Raw genomic sequence first — 14,638 nt, 5'->3', positions numbered from 1 at the left:
ACTCAAGCGATATGATGGTTCAAGGCGTTTAATCTGAAACCAGCCACATATCAGCCTCTTCAAACATTTCCTGAACAGTACGGCTTATCTGTTCCTTCTCATGCTTGCTGGCGTCAGTGTTGATCGCCGGCAGTGTCATCATCGGTTTAACCCGGACATCAGCATCAGGGAATACCCGGTGAACCCTCTTGGTCAATTCGCCCAGAATGATATCTTTTGCACCGGGCAGGCCATCAAAATTCCTTTTGTCATAAACGAGTTCCACGAACATTGCTTATTGTCTCTTTACTGGATATATATACAGTATTTATACTGTGTTTTTATCCGGTATTCAAGAGGGGGTTAATGATGCCACGACGCAGCGATATTGAAATAGCCTGGCATGCTTCGATACAGCGAGAACCGAATGGCCGGAAGACTGTCACCACACAGCGGTTTGTCCAGGAACTGGGTAAGGTTAACTGGAACTGGACGATGAAGCAGGCCAACGATTGGATAGAATGTTATGTGACAACATTCCGCGATGTATCCACACAGGAAGGCGAGAACCGAACCTTTCAGCTGTTCAATCCAAACGGAGGGCTTTAGCCATGGGGTTCCCTTCACCGGCCAGCGATTACGTTGAAACGAGGATCTCACTCGATCAGCAGCTTATCAGCCAGCCAGCAGCGACTTACTTCATGCGGGCATCGCGTTCACATTTCAGGGAAGGGATACTCCAGGGTGCGCTGCTTGTGGTAGATGCGTCACTTACTGCCTGTGATGGCTCACTGCTGATATGTGCAATCGACGGGGAATTCAGGATCAAGCGATATCGGACTCATCCTCAACCCCATCTGATTAATCTGGAGAGCGGGAGAAGGGAGGCGCTACCAGTAGATGATGACGGTTACGGTTCTGCACCCGCTATATTCGGGGTGATTACTTACATCATTAATGATGCCAGCAATGCGGAGTTTGATGACTGCCCGGTGATGTAGATAGAAACACATCATGGGAAAGAATAATTATGCTCAATTGGTGGTTATTTGACCACTTATGATCTTGGTAAGATTTTAGTTAAAAATATTAGATATCAATCACAAAGATTTAATGACAACCATCTTTGTAATGACTATAAATTTACCCACTCGCTAAGGATATAGCGTATCCAATATGCACTGCTGTGTAATTACGGGGTCTGTTGATGTCAGCAGACACCCGGTTTTTCATCATCAACTACACAGTCACTGTACTGCCAGGCAAATTTAAAAGTTATGGTTGTGTTTCTCCCCAGTTATTCCCCGGAGTATCCCCCGCTCAGAAAACAGACATAAAAAAGCCGTAACAGGCTGGTTCTTAGATGATTTTTGGTCGGCACGAGAGGATTTGAATCTCCGATCTCCCCATGACGACGAGCCGCCGTCTTAAGGGCTGCTATGTGCCCAGAAGCAGACGCTGGTCATTCGTAATCAATATTGCTTCAATTAACGTATATCCCAAGTCTGATGCAGATTATGCAAATTTAATGCCCCAAGAAGTGGAAGGCTGACTAGCTAAGGAGCCCTTTAAAAATATGAATATATAAGATGATTTGTATCGAACCTCGTTGCACCATGCGTTCCGATTAATGCCGCATTGTCAGTTGAACTTTGCTACTCTATGAGTGGTAGTACCCTTTATCCAATGCGGATTTAAATTAATGGAATAAATGATTATGAGTGAAAATGATATAATCCCAAAGAAGTCTAAAAGCCAGATTAACAAAGCAGTATTCTTTACATCTGCTTTGTTAATTTTCCTTCTTGTCGCCTTTGCCGCCGTATTCCCGGATGTTGCCGACAAAAATTTTAAACTACTTCAACAACAAATCTTCACGAATGCCAGCTGGTTCTACATCCTGGCTGTGGCCCTGATTTTACTGAGTGTCACGTTCCTGGGACTCTCACGCTACGGCGATATCAAGCTGGGCCCGGACCATGCGCAGCCTGATTTCAGCTACCACTCCTGGTTTGCGATGCTTTTTTCGGCAGGGATGGGGATCGGCCTGATGTTCTTTGGCGTTGCCGAACCTGTGATGCATTATCTTTCGCCCCCCGTCGGCACTCCAGAGACCGTTGCGGCAGCGAAGGAAGCAATGCGTCTGACCTTCTTCCACTGGGGCCTGCACGCATGGGCAATCTATGCCATTGTGGCGCTGATTCTGGCGTTCTTCAGTTACCGTCACGGTTTGCCTTTAACGCTGCGCTCCGCACTCTATCCCATTATTGGCGATCGCATATACGGGCCTGTAGGCCATGCGGTTGATATTTTCGCTGTTATAGGCACGGTCTTTGGCGTTGCTACATCGTTGGGTTACGGTGTTTTGCAGGTGAATGCCGGTTTGAACCATCTTTTCGGGATACCCATTAATGAAACTGTGCAGGTCATTCTGATCGTGGTCATCACGGGGTTAGCGACGATTTCAGTGGTGTCGGGCCTGGACAAGGGAATACGCATCCTGTCTGAGCTCAATCTGGGCCTGGCGTTGTTGTTGCTGGCGCTGGTCCTGTGTCTGGGACCAACCGTGCTTCTGCTGAAGTCATTTGTGGAAAATACGGGCGGTTATCTTTCAGAACTGGTGAGTAAAACGTTCAACCTTTACGCGTATGAACCTAAGTCGAGCAACTGGCTGGGAGGCTGGACATTATTGTATTGGGGATGGTGGCTTTCATGGTCGCCGTTTGTGGGGATGTTCATCGCACGGGTATCCCGCGGCCGAACCATTCGCGAGTTTGTCACCGGTGTGCTGTTTGTTCCTGCCGGCTTTACGCTCATGTGGATGACGGTATTTGGTAACAGCGCGATCTATCTTATTATGAACCAGGGGGCGACTGACCTCGCCAATACCGTTCAGCAGGATGTTGCTCTGGCCCTGTTCAATTTCCTGGAGCATTTCCCGTTCTCCTCCGTACTGTCATTCATTGCAATGGCGATGGTCATTGTCTTCTTTGTCACATCTGCTGATTCGGGGGCAATGGTTGTAGATACTCTGGCATCAGGTGGGGTGGCAAACACACCCGTCTGGCAGAGAATCTTCTGGGCCTCGCTCATGGGAATTGTTGCTATTGCGCTTCTCCTTGCAGGAGGGCTAAGCGCGCTGCAAACGGTGACAATAGCAAGTGCATTACCCTTCTCAGCTATCTTATTGATATCCATATACGGACTGTTAAAAGCCCTGCGTCGGGATTTGACTAAGCGTGAAAGCCTGAGCATGGCGACTATTGCTCCGACGGCTGCACGTAACCCAATTCCGTGGCAGAGAAGGTTGCGCAATATAGCTTATCTGCCGAAGCGTTCTCTTGTGAAACGCTTTATGGACGACGTTATCCAACCCGCCATGACGCTCGTTCAGGAAGAACTGAACAAGCAGGGGACGATAAGCCATATCAGTGACGCTGCCGATGATCGTATTCGACTTGAAGTCGATTTGGGCAACGAGCTGAATTATATTTATGAAGTGAGGCTTCGCGGGTATAACTCACCGACATTCGCCCTAGCTGCGATGGATAATGATGAGCATCATGCTGAACAACATCGATATTATCGCGCTGAGGTCTATCTCAAAGAAGGTGGTCAAAATTATGATGTGATGGGCTGGAATCAGGAACAGCTTATTAATGACATACTCGACCAGTATGAAAAACATCTGCACTTCCTGCACCTAGTTCGTTAATATCCACATGCTGTCATGGAAGGCAGCATTTATTTATTCCGACCGCAACCCGAGGAAATGCAGAAAGAATTCACGGTGACCATATAGATATCTGATAGATATTTAATAAAGTCAATTTATTTTGATTTATAATATGGCAACAATTCTAATAAAAAAACCATGGTTGTGGGGCAAGCTATTGGGTTGTTGATAAGGAAAGGGCAAAGCATTCGCGTGAGGATGGGCGTCTGCTTTGTGCCAAGCGGACCTTGAGTGCTAATTATACTTTTGGAAACAGCAGCACAGGTTCTTACGCCATCACCAGATTATTTTTTCAATGGAAAAAGATGCAGGGTATTAGCTGCCAACGGGTATATCCCCAGCATTCGGGTTGACTCCTTCAGTTCTTCAAGGCTAGCGTTCTCCTGGGGCATACGGCCGCCCCAGATGGTTATGCCTTCCGACAGGTGCGCGGGGCGGCCTTGTTTCTCTTCACTGATTTCTATTGTTTCACCATTACTCAGTGTGATAATTAGAGATGCCACTTCCATAGGCTGGTTTTCTCCATTAACGTTCTTAAGTTCTACCTTCATCAAAATACTCCTGTAGCGAGTTTGTGAATGCTGCTCCATGCCTAGTAAGCACACTTACTGATAGCAAGAAAGACCACTAGATTAGTCCTGATGGTCTGCTAAATTGACTAATTTTACCTTATTTCGCCCAGACCTTTTAGCATCATAGAGTTTGGTGTCTGCCACTTTCAATAAATCATCAAAGGTAATAAGCTTCCCTTCTCTCGGATGGTATGTCACTGCACCAATACTGATCGTGACCGATCTTCTGAGCGAACTCAGTTTCTCAATGCTTTTCCTTAATCTTTCACAAGCCAAAAAACAGTCTTTTTCATCCGTTTCAGGGAAAAGCATGATAAATTCCTCACCGCCAAATCGTGCGACCTTATCTTGGCTTCGTAGGTTATGGCTAAGTTCTTTGGCGATATTCTTAAGTGCATAGTCACCTTCCTGGTGGCCATAGGAATCATTATATGATTTAAAAAAATCGATATCGGCAATGGCAATTGACACAGGTACGGGATCTCGCGCAATTCTGGTCATTTCATTCTCAAACCAACGCATAAACTTTCGGCGATTCGCAATCTCTGTCAGGCTGTCTTCAGTAGCCATTCGCTCAAGCATAGTATTAATTTTGTGTAATTCTTCCTTTTGCTTTTTGAGCTCAATTTCCATCGTTTTACGCTCATTAATACTTTGTATCTGAGCAATATAATATTTGACTTCACCATTATCTTCGCGTACCAAAGAAACACTCAGAAGTATCCAGATATAATTCCCTGTTGCTGTCAGATATCTCTTTTCTAGTTGGTAGAAGGGAATTTCTCCTCGAGAAAGAGCATCTAATTGTTTTAAATCAGTGCTTAAATCATCGGGGTGGGTTATATTTTGAAAATTGATAGAAAGCAGATGGTCTTCAGTATATCCCAGCATACGGGTCAGTGAATTGTTGACTTTTTTCCATTGGCCAGAAGAGGCTACCAGCGCCATCCCGATAGTTGAATTTTTAAAAATATATTCGAGTATGTCATTGTTTTTTTGTAGTGCTGAAATAACAATTTCATTTTCACTGATTAATAAATTGATCTCGATTAACGAACCAATACCCTCAGCCATTAAACTAATGAATTCATAGTCATCCTCAGAGAATGATATGGATCTTATCTGAGTGGATGAGAAATTAATTGTACCCCACAATTTTTCCCTCACCCATATTGGCGCTGAGATATAACTCTCCAGCCTCATACCAATATAGACCGGATGGGAATTAAAGTCAGGATGTGTTCCTGCATGTTCAACGCTTATTATTCTTCTTTCTCTGACCACTTGTTGACAATAAGTGTTTTTCAGTTCAAATACCATACCAGCTGAAATGTCTCCACTTGTTGGTGAAACCGCAAGTAGAGAGTAATGCTCACCCTCTATCTGACTAATAATACCAAGAGACAGGTCAAAGGCTTTTAATCCTTCATTCAGAATAGCCAGGTATTTATCTTCAGGAGAAGCATGTCTCTTGGCCAACGCCTCATAAAGGAAGTGAATTCGGTTGATATTAACGTTGTTTTCTTTCATTTTTAACATCGCATTATCTTTTCGTCTTTTTACGCATAAAAGAGGGTTGCTATTCGGCCTTGATTAGTTTTCTACATTGTACCGTAGCAACAGCAGCCGGTATTTGAATAACTATCTTGCTCATCGCCCCTTACTGCTTAAAAATTTATCAAAAAATCGAATGGTGACACTCTTTTTATAACAGGTATCTACGATCTTGACTAAGATTTTAGAAGGGCAGCTATGCGCTGCTTCTCATCTGGGCTTATCATCGTAAGGTCGCACTATGTGTACAAAAAGGGTAATTATTTGCCTGTCAGTAGCTTCTGTACTGTTCACATCCACTACATGGGCTATCAATAAAGATTATCGGCACAAACTTGAGCAGTCTGGTTGTACTCAGGTCTCTGAAGCGCAGGGTTGTGATATCAACAAATCTAAAGATGAAAATGCAAAAGCTGGTTTTGTTAATGAAAGCAGCGATACCACAACATCAGCAACCAGTCCTTATGCAGGTAAGTGGTTAGCTTTGAGTGATAGCGGTGTTACGGTTGCAAACATCAGTATTGATAAAAATGACAAAGTCATCGTCAATGGAAAGAGCGTACATGCCACAAAATCAGATGGTGTGCTGCAGTTCAAGCAGGGGATGGTGATTTATACTATCCAGGGAGATCGTCGGGTGAAAGGTGAGGATGTCTGGCGGGATACGGATGCCGGAACGCAGGGGAAAATCTTCAAAAAGTAAAAATATGTTCGGAACAAAAGCTTGCAAGAAACCGTAAGGTTAATAGTTAAGAAATATCAATTAGTTAGAATTGATCAACAAATTTCGTACTATTCTCAGATATTTTTTCTTAACGTCTCCCTGAAGGCGGTTGTATGGTATTTAGCAATCGTAAGGTAAGTAGTTTTCACTTATCTAATCCAACGTAGTTCGTAGTATATTAAGGGTATTCTTTGTTATCAGGTGTTCTGTATGTCCTATTCCATCGGTGAATTTGCGCGGCTTTGTGGAATAACCGCCACGACGTTGCGCGCCTGGCAACGTCGTTATGGACTTCTCAAACCACAGCGTACGGATGGTGGGCACCGGTTGTATAACGATGACGATATTCAGCAGGCGCTTAAAATTCTCGATTGGGTGAAAAAAGGCGTACCGATAAGCCAGGTAAAACCGCTGCTGGCCCGCCCTGGAGCCAGGCGAACAAATAACTGGCTCGCCCTGCAGGAGAGTATGCTGCAGCGGCTGAACGAAGGGAAAATTGAAACCCTGCGCCAGCTTATTTATGACGCAGGCCGCGAGTATCCTCGCCCTGAATTGGTGAGTGAGGTTTTGCGCCCTCTGCGAAGCCAAGTCTCAGCTAATGTGCCGGCTATAATGACGCTGCGTGAAATCCTCGATGGTATTATTATTTCTTACACCTCGTTTTGCCTGGAAGGGGATAAGCGTGCGCCGGGCGATAACTACCTGATTACCGGCTGGCATCTTACGGACCCCTGCGAGATCTGGCTTGAAGCGCTTTGCCGCACGGGACAGGGGCATCGCATTGATGTGCTTCCCGTACCGCCCGCGACGCTTGCTCCTGAGATTTTCCCCGAGCGCAAATGGTTGTTAGTGACGTCTGGTAAGCTCACCGTAGCGCGTAAAAAACAGATAGACCTCTGGCAACAGCAGGTTAATTTCCTCGATGTGATCCCGCTTTAATCCCCTGTGATTACCTTTCCTGTGTGTGTCGACTGGCCACTGTATTAGTGGCTGTTGGATAATTTAACTCAAAAAATTAAATTTTTAATTTATTGAATTAAATGAGTTTATAAAAAATCTCCAGCAAAAACTTGGACAAATTAAAGTGTTTGTGTAAGTTTTAATTATGCCGCGACGTCATGTGGTTCACTTAAGGGTAAGAGTTATGCGCGCACAGCCATCCGTTATCGACAGGTTTATGGATTACTACGCCAGTTTGGATCGCCAGCCCGTCCCCGCGCTTGCTGGGTTGTACGACGTGCATGCAGTACTTGTCGATCCCTTCGGGGAACATAACGGGCTGTTTGCCATCCAGCGCTATTTTTCGCACCTCCTGGCAAATGTAAACGCTTGCCGTTTTGCCATAGATCCTCCGCTATGTGAGAGCGGGCGGTTTGCCGTGACGTGGACCATGTACTGGTCGCATCCGCGCATTGCTGGCGGAGAAATACGATCTTTGCCGGGATGTTCAATGGTAGAGACGCATGGTGATAAGATTTTTCGCCAGCGAGATTACTACGACGCGGGTGAGATGCTTTATGAGCATCTGCCGCTGTTGGGCTGGGCCGTTCGCGGCGTTAAAAGGAGGGTGCGCGGATGATGACTGTCCTCATTACCGGTGCAAGCTCCGGGATTGGTGCCGGGCTTGCAAAGTCATGGGCCGATGACGGCTGTCAGGTGATTGCCTGCGGTCGCAATCCAGAAAGGCTGGAACAGCTGCGCCAATCCAATGCCAACATCACAGTACGCCTGTTCGATATGACAGACAGGGACGCCTGTCGCCAGGCGTTGGCGGACTGCAAACCCGAACTGGTTATTCTCTGTGCCGGGACCTGCGAATATCTCGACCAGGGCTGGATAGACGCCGAGAAGGTTGAACGGGTGATGGCGACTAATTATCTGGGTCCTATCAACTGCCTGGAAGCGCTTCAGTCGCAGTTAACCTCCGGTAGCCGCGTGGTGCTGGTCAGTTCGATGGCGCACTGGCTGCCGTTCCCACGGGCAGAAGCCTATGGTGCGTCTAAAGCGGCGCTAACCTGGTTTGCTAATAGCTTGCGTTTGGACTGGGAGCCGAAAGGTGTCTCCGTGACCGTCGTGTCGCCAGGATTTGTCGATACCCCGCTTACCCGTAAAAACGATTTTGCCATGCCGGGTCAGGTGAGTGTTGATTCTGCGGTGAAGGCGATTCGCCGTGGCCTGGCGAAAGGAAAAAATCATATTGCCTTCCCGACAGGCTTTGGCGTGCTGCTACGTCTGTTGGCCGGGCTGCCTGAGAGTCTCCAGCGCGCGTTGCTGCGCAGGATGGTGCGTTCATGAAAATTGCTATCATTGGCAGTGGTATTGCCGGATTAACCTGCGCCTGGCGTCTGGCCGGACACCATCAGGTGACGCTGTTTGAAGCGGTGTCGACCCCTGGCGGCCATACTGCGACGGTGGATGTGGCGACCCCGCAGGGGAATTTCGCGATTGATAGCGGCTTTATTGTCTATAACGACCGAACCTATCCGCGTTTTATGGGCTTGCTGAGCGAACTCGGTATCCAGGGGCAAAAAACGCAGATGAGTTTTTCGGTGCATAATCCGCAAAGCGGTCTGGAGTACAGCGGTCATACGCTGACTTCTTTGTTCGCCCAGCGTCGGAACCTACTCAACCCTGCATTTTGGGGTATGTTGCAAGAGATTGTCCGTTTTAATCGTCTGGCGAAACAGGCATTAAATGAGGTCGATGCGAACGCGACGCTACAGACCTTCCTCGACCAGCACCACTTCAGCGCGTTCTTTGCGCGTCATTACATTCTGCCGATGGGCGCAGCCATCTGGTCATCTTCGCTTCAGGAGATGCGCCGTTTTCCGCTTCCGCTGTTCTTACGCTTCTTTGAGCACCATGGCCTGCTGGATATCCGGGATCGCCCGCAGTGGTACGTGGTGCCGGGCGGATCGCGGGAATACATCCGTGTCATATTGGCGAAGCTGGGCGATCGTCTGACATTGCACCTTAATGCCCCTGTTCAGCAGGTTATTCGCTACGACAGCGGCGTCAAAATCCAGTTGGCAGGATCGGTACAGACATTTGATCAGGTGATCTTCGCCTGTCATTCCTCGCAGGCATTGGCTTTGCTTGAAGATGCGACCCCCGCAGAACGCGACGTGCTGGGCGCAATTGGCTGGCAGCGTAACGAGGTGGTGTTGCATAGCGATCGCCGCTGGTTACCGGTACGCGAACGCGCGTGGGCAAGCTGGAATTACCGTCTGAGTGGACAAGATCGTGCCAGCGCCTGCGTCACCTATAACATGAATATACTCCAGGGCTTACCTGAAGGAAGCCCGCTATTTTGCGTGACCCTCAATCCAGACACTCCAATTGACGATCGATTCGTCTGGCGACGCTTTGTTTACGAGCATCCATTGTTTAACCCTGAAAGCTGGCGGGCACAGGCTCGCCGCGCTGAGATCAACGGCCTGCATCGGAGCTGGTTCTGCGGTGCCTACTGGTACAACGGTTTTCACGAAGATGGCGTACGCAGTGCACTGGACGTGGTGTACGGCATTGCTGCAGGAGAGGGGCGCTAAGATGAACAGTTGCCTGTATCAGGGCGTATTGCGTCATCGCCGCCTTCAGCCTACAACGCACCAGTTTACTTATCAGGTGTTTATGGCGTGGCTCGATCTGGATGAACTGGCGCAGCTTCCGGGCGTCGGCGTGAAACGTAATCGCTTTGCCGCAGCGGCTTTTCATGATGCGGATTACCCGCTGGGGACACCGTTAAAAGAGAACGTGTTGAATCAGCTTGCCCTCCTGACGGGCGAACGTCCCGAAGGTCGCGTGATGCTCCTGACGCAATTGCGCTATTTCGGCTTTCATTTTAACCCGGTCAATTTTTACTACTGCTATGACCACGCGCAAATCCTGCGCTGGGTACTGGCGGAGGTCCGCAATACGCCATGGAATGAGCGACATTACTACGCCGTAGATGCACAGGAAAAGCGTCCGCTGGAAAAAGCGTTCCATGTATCGCCATTTAACCCGATGGATATGGTCTATCACTGGCGATTTAACTCGCCGGTTAAAACGCTGCATATGCATATCGAAAACCACCAGGAAGAGAAGATTTTTGATGCCACCCTGATGCTCAAACGCGAGCCGTTGACGCAGGCGAATTTACGTACGTTGCTGCTACGACTGCCGTTGATGACGCTGAAAACGGTGTCAGCGATTTACTGGCAGGCGTTACGACTGTGGCTCAAGCGAGTCCCTCTCTACAACCATCCCGTGAGCAGGAGTGAACGATCATGACCGATCCCGTCTTTGCGCTTGAACCTGATATTCCGCGCAACCTGCGTGTGGCGCGTTGGCTTCTTTTCCGCGTGCTGAGCGGTCTTCGCCAGGGGGCAATCACGGTGCGGGAAGGGGAGCAGACTTTTCATTTTGGTGATGTTTCAGCTGAGTTACGCGCCGACGTACATATTCTCTCACCCACGGTGTACTGGCGGGTGCTGAAAGGCGGAAGTCTTGCGGCGGCTGAGGCCTGGATGGACGGAGAGTGGGAAACGCAACAGCTCACGCCGTTATTGCAAATATTTGCGCTTAACACCACCCTGTTGGGACGGCTGGAAAGCGGATTTCGCCTGCTTGGACGACCCGTCGAGCGTTTGCGTCACTGGACACGTCGCAACCATCGGCAACAGGCGAGAGAAAACATTGCCGCGCATTACGACCTCGGCAATGCGTTTTACGCGCACTTTCTTGATGAGGATTTACTCTATTCCAGTGCCTTGTTCACCTGCCCCGAGCAGTCGTTAGCGCAGGCTCAGCAGGCCAAAATGGCGCGGCTTTGCGAACAGCTGGCGCTCACCGCGAATGATCATCTGCTGGAAATCGGTACCGGCTGGGGAGCGATGGCGGAATACGCCGCGCGTCATTACGGCTGCCGGGTGACCACCACGACCCTGTCGCAGGAACAGTTCGCCTGGGCGAACGCGCGCATTGCCCGCGCAGGTTTACAGGACAGAGTCAATGTACTGCTGTGCGACTACCGCGACCTGACCGGGGAATTCGACAAACTGGTGTCGGTTGAAATGATCGAGGCGGTGGGTCAGCGTTATCTGCCGACGTTTTTCCGCACCTGTCAGGCGCGCCTGCGCCCTGGAGGGAAAATGGCGATTCAGGCCATTACCATTCAGGATCAGCGCTATCGCGATTACAGCAAAGGCGTGGATTTTATTCAGCGTTATATCTTTCCGGGAGGCTTTTTACCCAGTATCACCGCGATGAGCGGTCTGATGACAAAGCACACCGACTTTGTGGTTCGCAATCTGTTCGATATGGGGCCTGACTACGCCCGGACGCTTGCGCACTGGCGACAACGATTTGTTCACGCCTGGCATGATATTGAAAAGCTGGGCTTTGATGAGCGTTTTCGTCGCATGTGGCTGTATTACTTCGGCTACTGCGAAGCCGGTTTTAATGCGCGCACTATCAGTGTGGTGCAACTGACGGCGGAACGTCTATGAACCGCCATTTACAGGTCTTTATCCTGGCTGTCGGGTTCGATCTGTACTGGCTCATGGTGGTGTTATTTCGTGAGCGCGGCTTGGTGTTATGGCTTGGGCTGGCTATTCTGGCCTGCTTCTTGCTGCCGCCTGCACAACGTCTGTACGCGTTGATGCTGGCAGCAGCGGGCAGTGGTCTGGATGCGCTGTGGGCGTTGACGGGGTTGATCGATTTTCACGGTGAAGCATTGTTACCGTTATGGATGGTCGCGCTCTGGCTCATGTTCGCCGCCCTGTGGACGCACCTTACCTGCTCGACCACTTTGCCGGGATGGCTGCTGGCAATCATGGCCACCGGTGGTGGCCCGGTCGCCTATGTGATAGGAGAGCGTTTGGGGTCTATTACTTTTCTGGAACCGGCATTTATCGTTGTCGGTTTAATGGCGGCGGGCTGGCTGGTGTTGATGCTGTTTTTTCATATTTTCATGGGGAAACGCCAATGAAACCTGCCTTACTGATACTGCTGGGCGTCATGGCGATTGCGCCGTTTGCAGGGGCTACAGACTGGTTAAGCTGGCATAAAGTCGGCGATGCAACGCTCACCTGGGGGCCATTCACGATCTATACCTCACAACTGCGCACGCCGGATGGGCTTTATCGCGGGCTAAAAGAGGATCAGGCGCTAATTATCACCTATCAGCGCAAAATTGAACGGCAAGAACTGGTGGATGCCACCCGCGATCAGTGGCGAGCGCAGGGGATTCTGGCGCGGGAAGCGCAGAGCGAGACCTGGCTTCGCATGTTGGGTGAGCTATGGCCAGACGTCGCGCCGGGTACGCAACTGGCTTTTGTATTGCAAGATAAGCAGGGGCAGTTCTGGTATCGCATGTCAGCGACACAAAGGCAATTTATCCCGCTTGGCCCACCGCAGTCGGCGGCGTTCAGCGAAAACTTTCTTGCTGTCTGGCTGGGTTCCCGCACGCAATATCCTGAGCTGCGTCAGCAGCTTACTGGAGGTGAAAAATGAAACGTTTATTGACCCTGAGCCTGCCCTTGCTGATGCAGTTGGCTGGTTGTAGCGCTGAAATTGCCGACTATCGACAACAACAGCCGACGCTGGATATCTTTCAGTATTTTCAGGGAGAAACGCAAGCATGGGGGATGGTTCAGGACCGCAGCGGTAAACAGCTTCGTCGCTTCCACGTCGACATTAACGGCGATGTGGTGGGGGACACATTGACCCTCAACGAACGCTTTGTGTACGACGATGGCGAGAAACAGCAGCGTGTGTGGCATATCCGTAAAGTTAGCGCCGATCGTTACGAAGGCACCGCCGGCGACATTGAAGGTGTTGCGAAGGGACAGGCGGCGGGCAACGCGTTCAACTGGAATTACAGCATGAATGTGAAAGCCAGCGGCAGAACCTGGTTGCTAAATTTTGATGACTGGATGTACCTGCAGGATGCCAATCATCTGTTTAATAAAACTGAGATGAAGAAATTTGGCGTCACCGTCGGCACGGTGACACTCTTCTTCTCCCGTAAAACGCACTAGCGAGGAAGACGCAATGAAAATGCAACCCATCGTTGGGATCAGCGGCTGTTTAACGGGGTCTGCCGTCCGCTTTGACGGCGGGCATAAGCGGGCGCAGTTTGTGATGGACAGGCTGGCACAGTGGGTGACATTCCGGCCCATTTGCCCGGAGATGGCGATTGGCTTGCCTGTCCCAAGACCGGCGTTGCGCTTGGTACAAACGGCTGTCGGCGATATTCGCATGCGATTTAGCCACGCACCTCACGAAGACGTGACCGACAAAATGGCTGACTTTTGCCAGCGGTATCTGGCCGGGTTGGACACTCTGTCCGGGTTTATCGTCTGCGCCAAATCACCCAGTTGTGGTATGGAACGCGTGCGCTTATATGACGAGAAAGGCAATCGCGGGCGCAAAGACGGGGTGGGACTGTTTACCGCCACGCTTATGGAGAAATATCCGTGGCTACCGGTAGAAGAGGACGGGCGGCTGCACGATCCGGTCCTGCGCGAAAACTTCGTCGAAAGGGTTTTCGCGCTACATGAGCTAAATATGCTGCGCAAAAATGGCCTGACGCGTCGGGCTCTACTGGATTTTCATAGCCGTTATAAATTGCAATTGCTGGCTCACCATCAGGCCGGATACCGGGAAATTGGCCCATTCGTCGCATCACTGCATGAATGGGAGGATCTGGAAGCTTTCTTTGCGGTCTACCGGGATAAATTAATGACGCTTCTGAAGAAACCCGCCTCACGTAAAAACCACACTAACGTGCTGATGCACATTCAGGGATATTTCCGTAATCAGTTAACAATGCGTCAGCGCGGCGAGTTGCGCGAGGTGATCCTTAATTACCGAGCAGGACTACTGCCCATACTGGCTCCTATGACGCTGCTGAAACATTATCTGGCGGAATACCCGGACGGTTATCTGCTGACGCAGAATTACTTTGATCCCTACCCGCAAGATTTAGCATTGCGACTGACTGTTAATTGATCATATTTGATTAAAAGAAGCGGGCAGAATAACAATTTATGTAATGTTCAAAATCTTTAATTTCCGCTAATTGCTCAT

General features: G+C 49.5%; 17 protein-coding genes. 14 read left to right on the top strand and 3 right to left on the bottom strand.

Going from position 1 to position 14,638, the window contains the following annotated elements; all coding sequences use genetic code 11:
- Positions 1–28 precede the first annotated feature (28 nt).
- Positions 29–271, bottom strand: coding sequence for a DinI family protein (locus OGW44_RS04835; RefSeq protein ID WP_047414238.1), 243 nt, complete (start codon positions 269–271; stop codon positions 29–31).
- A gap of 74 nt (positions 272–345) precedes the next feature.
- On the opposite strand from OGW44_RS04835, the gene OGW44_RS25760 reads away from it, so the two are divergent.
- The 3 genes from OGW44_RS25760 (at position 346) to OGW44_RS04820 (ending at position 3,694) form a co-directional block, all read left to right on the top strand.
- The gene (locus OGW44_RS25760) at positions 346–588 is read left to right on the top strand and encodes a DNA polymerase V (RefSeq protein ID WP_446661275.1); all 243 of its coding nucleotides are present in this window, start codon (positions 346–348) and stop codon (positions 586–588) included.
- A gap of 2 nt (positions 589–590) precedes the next feature.
- Positions 591–980, top strand: a complete 390-nt coding sequence (locus OGW44_RS04825) for a HumD family translesion DNA polymerase (RefSeq protein ID WP_047417995.1) — start codon at positions 591–593, stop codon at positions 978–980.
- 716 nt (positions 981–1,696) lie between these two features.
- Entirely contained in the window at positions 1,697–3,694 is a 1,998-nt protein-coding gene (locus OGW44_RS04820; RefSeq protein ID WP_047418455.1) for a BCCT family transporter, read from the top strand.
- Between the two features lie 305 nt (positions 3,695–3,999).
- Here the strand turns inward: OGW44_RS04820 and OGW44_RS04815 are convergent, their stop codons facing one another.
- Both OGW44_RS04815 and OGW44_RS04810 read right to left on the bottom strand, forming a co-directional pair.
- On the bottom strand, positions 4,000–4,266 hold the full coding sequence (locus OGW44_RS04815; RefSeq protein WP_047417991.1) for a hypothetical protein: 267 nt from the start codon (positions 4,264–4,266) through the stop codon (positions 4,000–4,002).
- 81 nt (positions 4,267–4,347) lie between these two features.
- Positions 4,348–5,817, bottom strand: coding sequence for a sensor domain-containing diguanylate cyclase (locus OGW44_RS04810; RefSeq protein ID WP_185654406.1), 1,470 nt, complete (start codon positions 5,815–5,817; stop codon positions 4,348–4,350).
- A 265-nt stretch (positions 5,818–6,082) separates the two neighbouring features.
- On the opposite strand from OGW44_RS04810, the gene OGW44_RS04805 reads away from it, so the two are divergent.
- From OGW44_RS04805 to OGW44_RS04755, 11 genes are all read left to right on the top strand, one after another.
- Entirely contained in the window at positions 6,083–6,544 is a 462-nt protein-coding gene (locus OGW44_RS04805; protein ID WP_047417989.1) for a hypothetical protein, read from the top strand.
- Between the two features lie 231 nt (positions 6,545–6,775).
- A complete protein-coding gene (locus OGW44_RS04800) occupies positions 6,776–7,504 on the top strand; it encodes a MerR family transcriptional regulator (protein ID WP_049281533.1) in 729 nt (242 codons plus the stop codon).
- Positions 7,505–7,709: 205 nt separating this feature from the next.
- Entirely contained in the window at positions 7,710–8,144 is a 435-nt protein-coding gene (locus OGW44_RS04795) for a nuclear transport factor 2 family protein (protein ID WP_047417983.1), read from the top strand.
- Positions 8,141–8,860, top strand: a complete 720-nt coding sequence (locus OGW44_RS04790) for an SDR family NAD(P)-dependent oxidoreductase (protein WP_047417980.1) — start codon at positions 8,141–8,143, stop codon at positions 8,858–8,860. Before OGW44_RS04795 ends, OGW44_RS04790 begins: the two co-directional genes overlap by 4 nt.
- Positions 8,857–10,113, top strand: coding sequence for an NAD(P)/FAD-dependent oxidoreductase (locus OGW44_RS04785; RefSeq protein WP_049281532.1), 1,257 nt, complete (start codon positions 8,857–8,859; stop codon positions 10,111–10,113). The genes OGW44_RS04790 and OGW44_RS04785 overlap by 4 nt, the downstream gene beginning before the upstream one ends.
- Position 10,114: 1 nt before the next feature.
- Entirely contained in the window at positions 10,115–10,837 is a 723-nt protein-coding gene (locus OGW44_RS04780) for a DUF1365 domain-containing protein (protein WP_049281531.1), read from the top strand.
- Entirely contained in the window at positions 10,834–12,054 is a 1,221-nt protein-coding gene (locus tag OGW44_RS04775; RefSeq protein ID WP_049281530.1) for an SAM-dependent methyltransferase, read from the top strand. The genes OGW44_RS04780 and OGW44_RS04775 overlap by 4 nt, the downstream gene beginning before the upstream one ends.
- The gene (locus tag OGW44_RS04770) at positions 12,051–12,536 is read left to right on the top strand and encodes a DUF2878 domain-containing protein (RefSeq protein WP_049281529.1); all 486 of its coding nucleotides are present in this window, start codon (positions 12,051–12,053) and stop codon (positions 12,534–12,536) included. The genes OGW44_RS04775 and OGW44_RS04770 overlap by 4 nt, the downstream gene beginning before the upstream one ends.
- Positions 12,533–13,060 (top strand): hypothetical protein, encoded by a 528-nt coding sequence (locus OGW44_RS04765; RefSeq protein WP_185654381.1) that lies wholly within the window; start codon positions 12,533–12,535, stop codon positions 13,058–13,060. Before OGW44_RS04770 ends, OGW44_RS04765 begins: the two co-directional genes overlap by 4 nt.
- A complete protein-coding gene (locus tag OGW44_RS04760; protein ID WP_049281527.1) occupies positions 13,057–13,587 on the top strand; it encodes a DUF3833 domain-containing protein in 531 nt (176 codons plus the stop codon). Before OGW44_RS04765 ends, OGW44_RS04760 begins: the two co-directional genes overlap by 4 nt.
- Positions 13,588–13,600: 13 nt before the next feature.
- Positions 13,601–14,560 carry a YbgA family protein gene (locus OGW44_RS04755; protein ID WP_101699977.1) on the top strand — a complete coding sequence of 320 codons (960 nt, stop codon included), beginning with the start codon at positions 13,601–13,603 and terminating at the stop codon, positions 14,558–14,560.
- Positions 14,561–14,638: the final 78 nt, after the last annotated feature.

Origin of the sequence: Citrobacter sp. Cb023 (genome assembly GCF_030336805.1) — a bacterium.
In the GTDB taxonomy this organism is placed as follows: domain Bacteria; phylum Pseudomonadota; class Gammaproteobacteria; order Enterobacterales; family Enterobacteriaceae; genus Citrobacter; species Citrobacter braakii.
This window is presented reverse-complemented; position numbering and strand designations above follow the sequence as displayed.

Coding starts and splice junctions, on each gene's coding strand:
- OGW44_RS04805 (WP_047417989.1), top strand. CDS start 6,083: ATGTGTACAAAAAGGGTAATTATTTGCCTGTCAGTAGCTTCTGTACTG.
- OGW44_RS04815 (WP_047417991.1), bottom strand. CDS start 4,266: ATGAAGGTAGAACTTAAGAACGTTAATGGAGAAAACCAGCCTATGGAA.
- OGW44_RS04785 (WP_049281532.1), top strand. CDS start 8,857: ATGAAAATTGCTATCATTGGCAGTGGTATTGCCGGATTAACCTGCGCC.
- OGW44_RS04790 (WP_047417980.1), top strand. CDS start 8,141: ATGATGACTGTCCTCATTACCGGTGCAAGCTCCGGGATTGGTGCCGGG.
- OGW44_RS04755 (WP_101699977.1), top strand. CDS start 13,601: ATGAAAATGCAACCCATCGTTGGGATCAGCGGCTGTTTAACGGGGTCT.
- OGW44_RS04810 (WP_185654406.1), bottom strand. CDS start 5,817: ATGAAAGAAAACAACGTTAATATCAACCGAATTCACTTCCTTTATGAG.
- OGW44_RS04760 (WP_049281527.1), top strand. CDS start 13,057: ATGAAACGTTTATTGACCCTGAGCCTGCCCTTGCTGATGCAGTTGGCT.
- OGW44_RS04765 (WP_185654381.1), top strand. CDS start 12,533: ATGAAACCTGCCTTACTGATACTGCTGGGCGTCATGGCGATTGCGCCG.
- OGW44_RS04770 (WP_049281529.1), top strand. CDS start 12,051: ATGAACCGCCATTTACAGGTCTTTATCCTGGCTGTCGGGTTCGATCTG.
- OGW44_RS04835 (WP_047414238.1), bottom strand. CDS start 271: ATGTTCGTGGAACTCGTTTATGACAAAAGGAATTTTGATGGCCTGCCC.
- OGW44_RS04825 (WP_047417995.1), top strand. CDS start 591: ATGGGGTTCCCTTCACCGGCCAGCGATTACGTTGAAACGAGGATCTCA.
- OGW44_RS04795 (WP_047417983.1), top strand. CDS start 7,710: ATGCGCGCACAGCCATCCGTTATCGACAGGTTTATGGATTACTACGCC.
- OGW44_RS04775 (WP_049281530.1), top strand. CDS start 10,834: ATGACCGATCCCGTCTTTGCGCTTGAACCTGATATTCCGCGCAACCTG.
- OGW44_RS04800 (WP_049281533.1), top strand. CDS start 6,776: ATGTCCTATTCCATCGGTGAATTTGCGCGGCTTTGTGGAATAACCGCC.
- OGW44_RS04820 (WP_047418455.1), top strand. CDS start 1,697: ATGAGTGAAAATGATATAATCCCAAAGAAGTCTAAAAGCCAGATTAAC.
- OGW44_RS25760 (WP_446661275.1), top strand. CDS start 346: ATGATGCCACGACGCAGCGATATTGAAATAGCCTGGCATGCTTCGATA.
- OGW44_RS04780 (WP_049281531.1), top strand. CDS start 10,115: ATGAACAGTTGCCTGTATCAGGGCGTATTGCGTCATCGCCGCCTTCAG.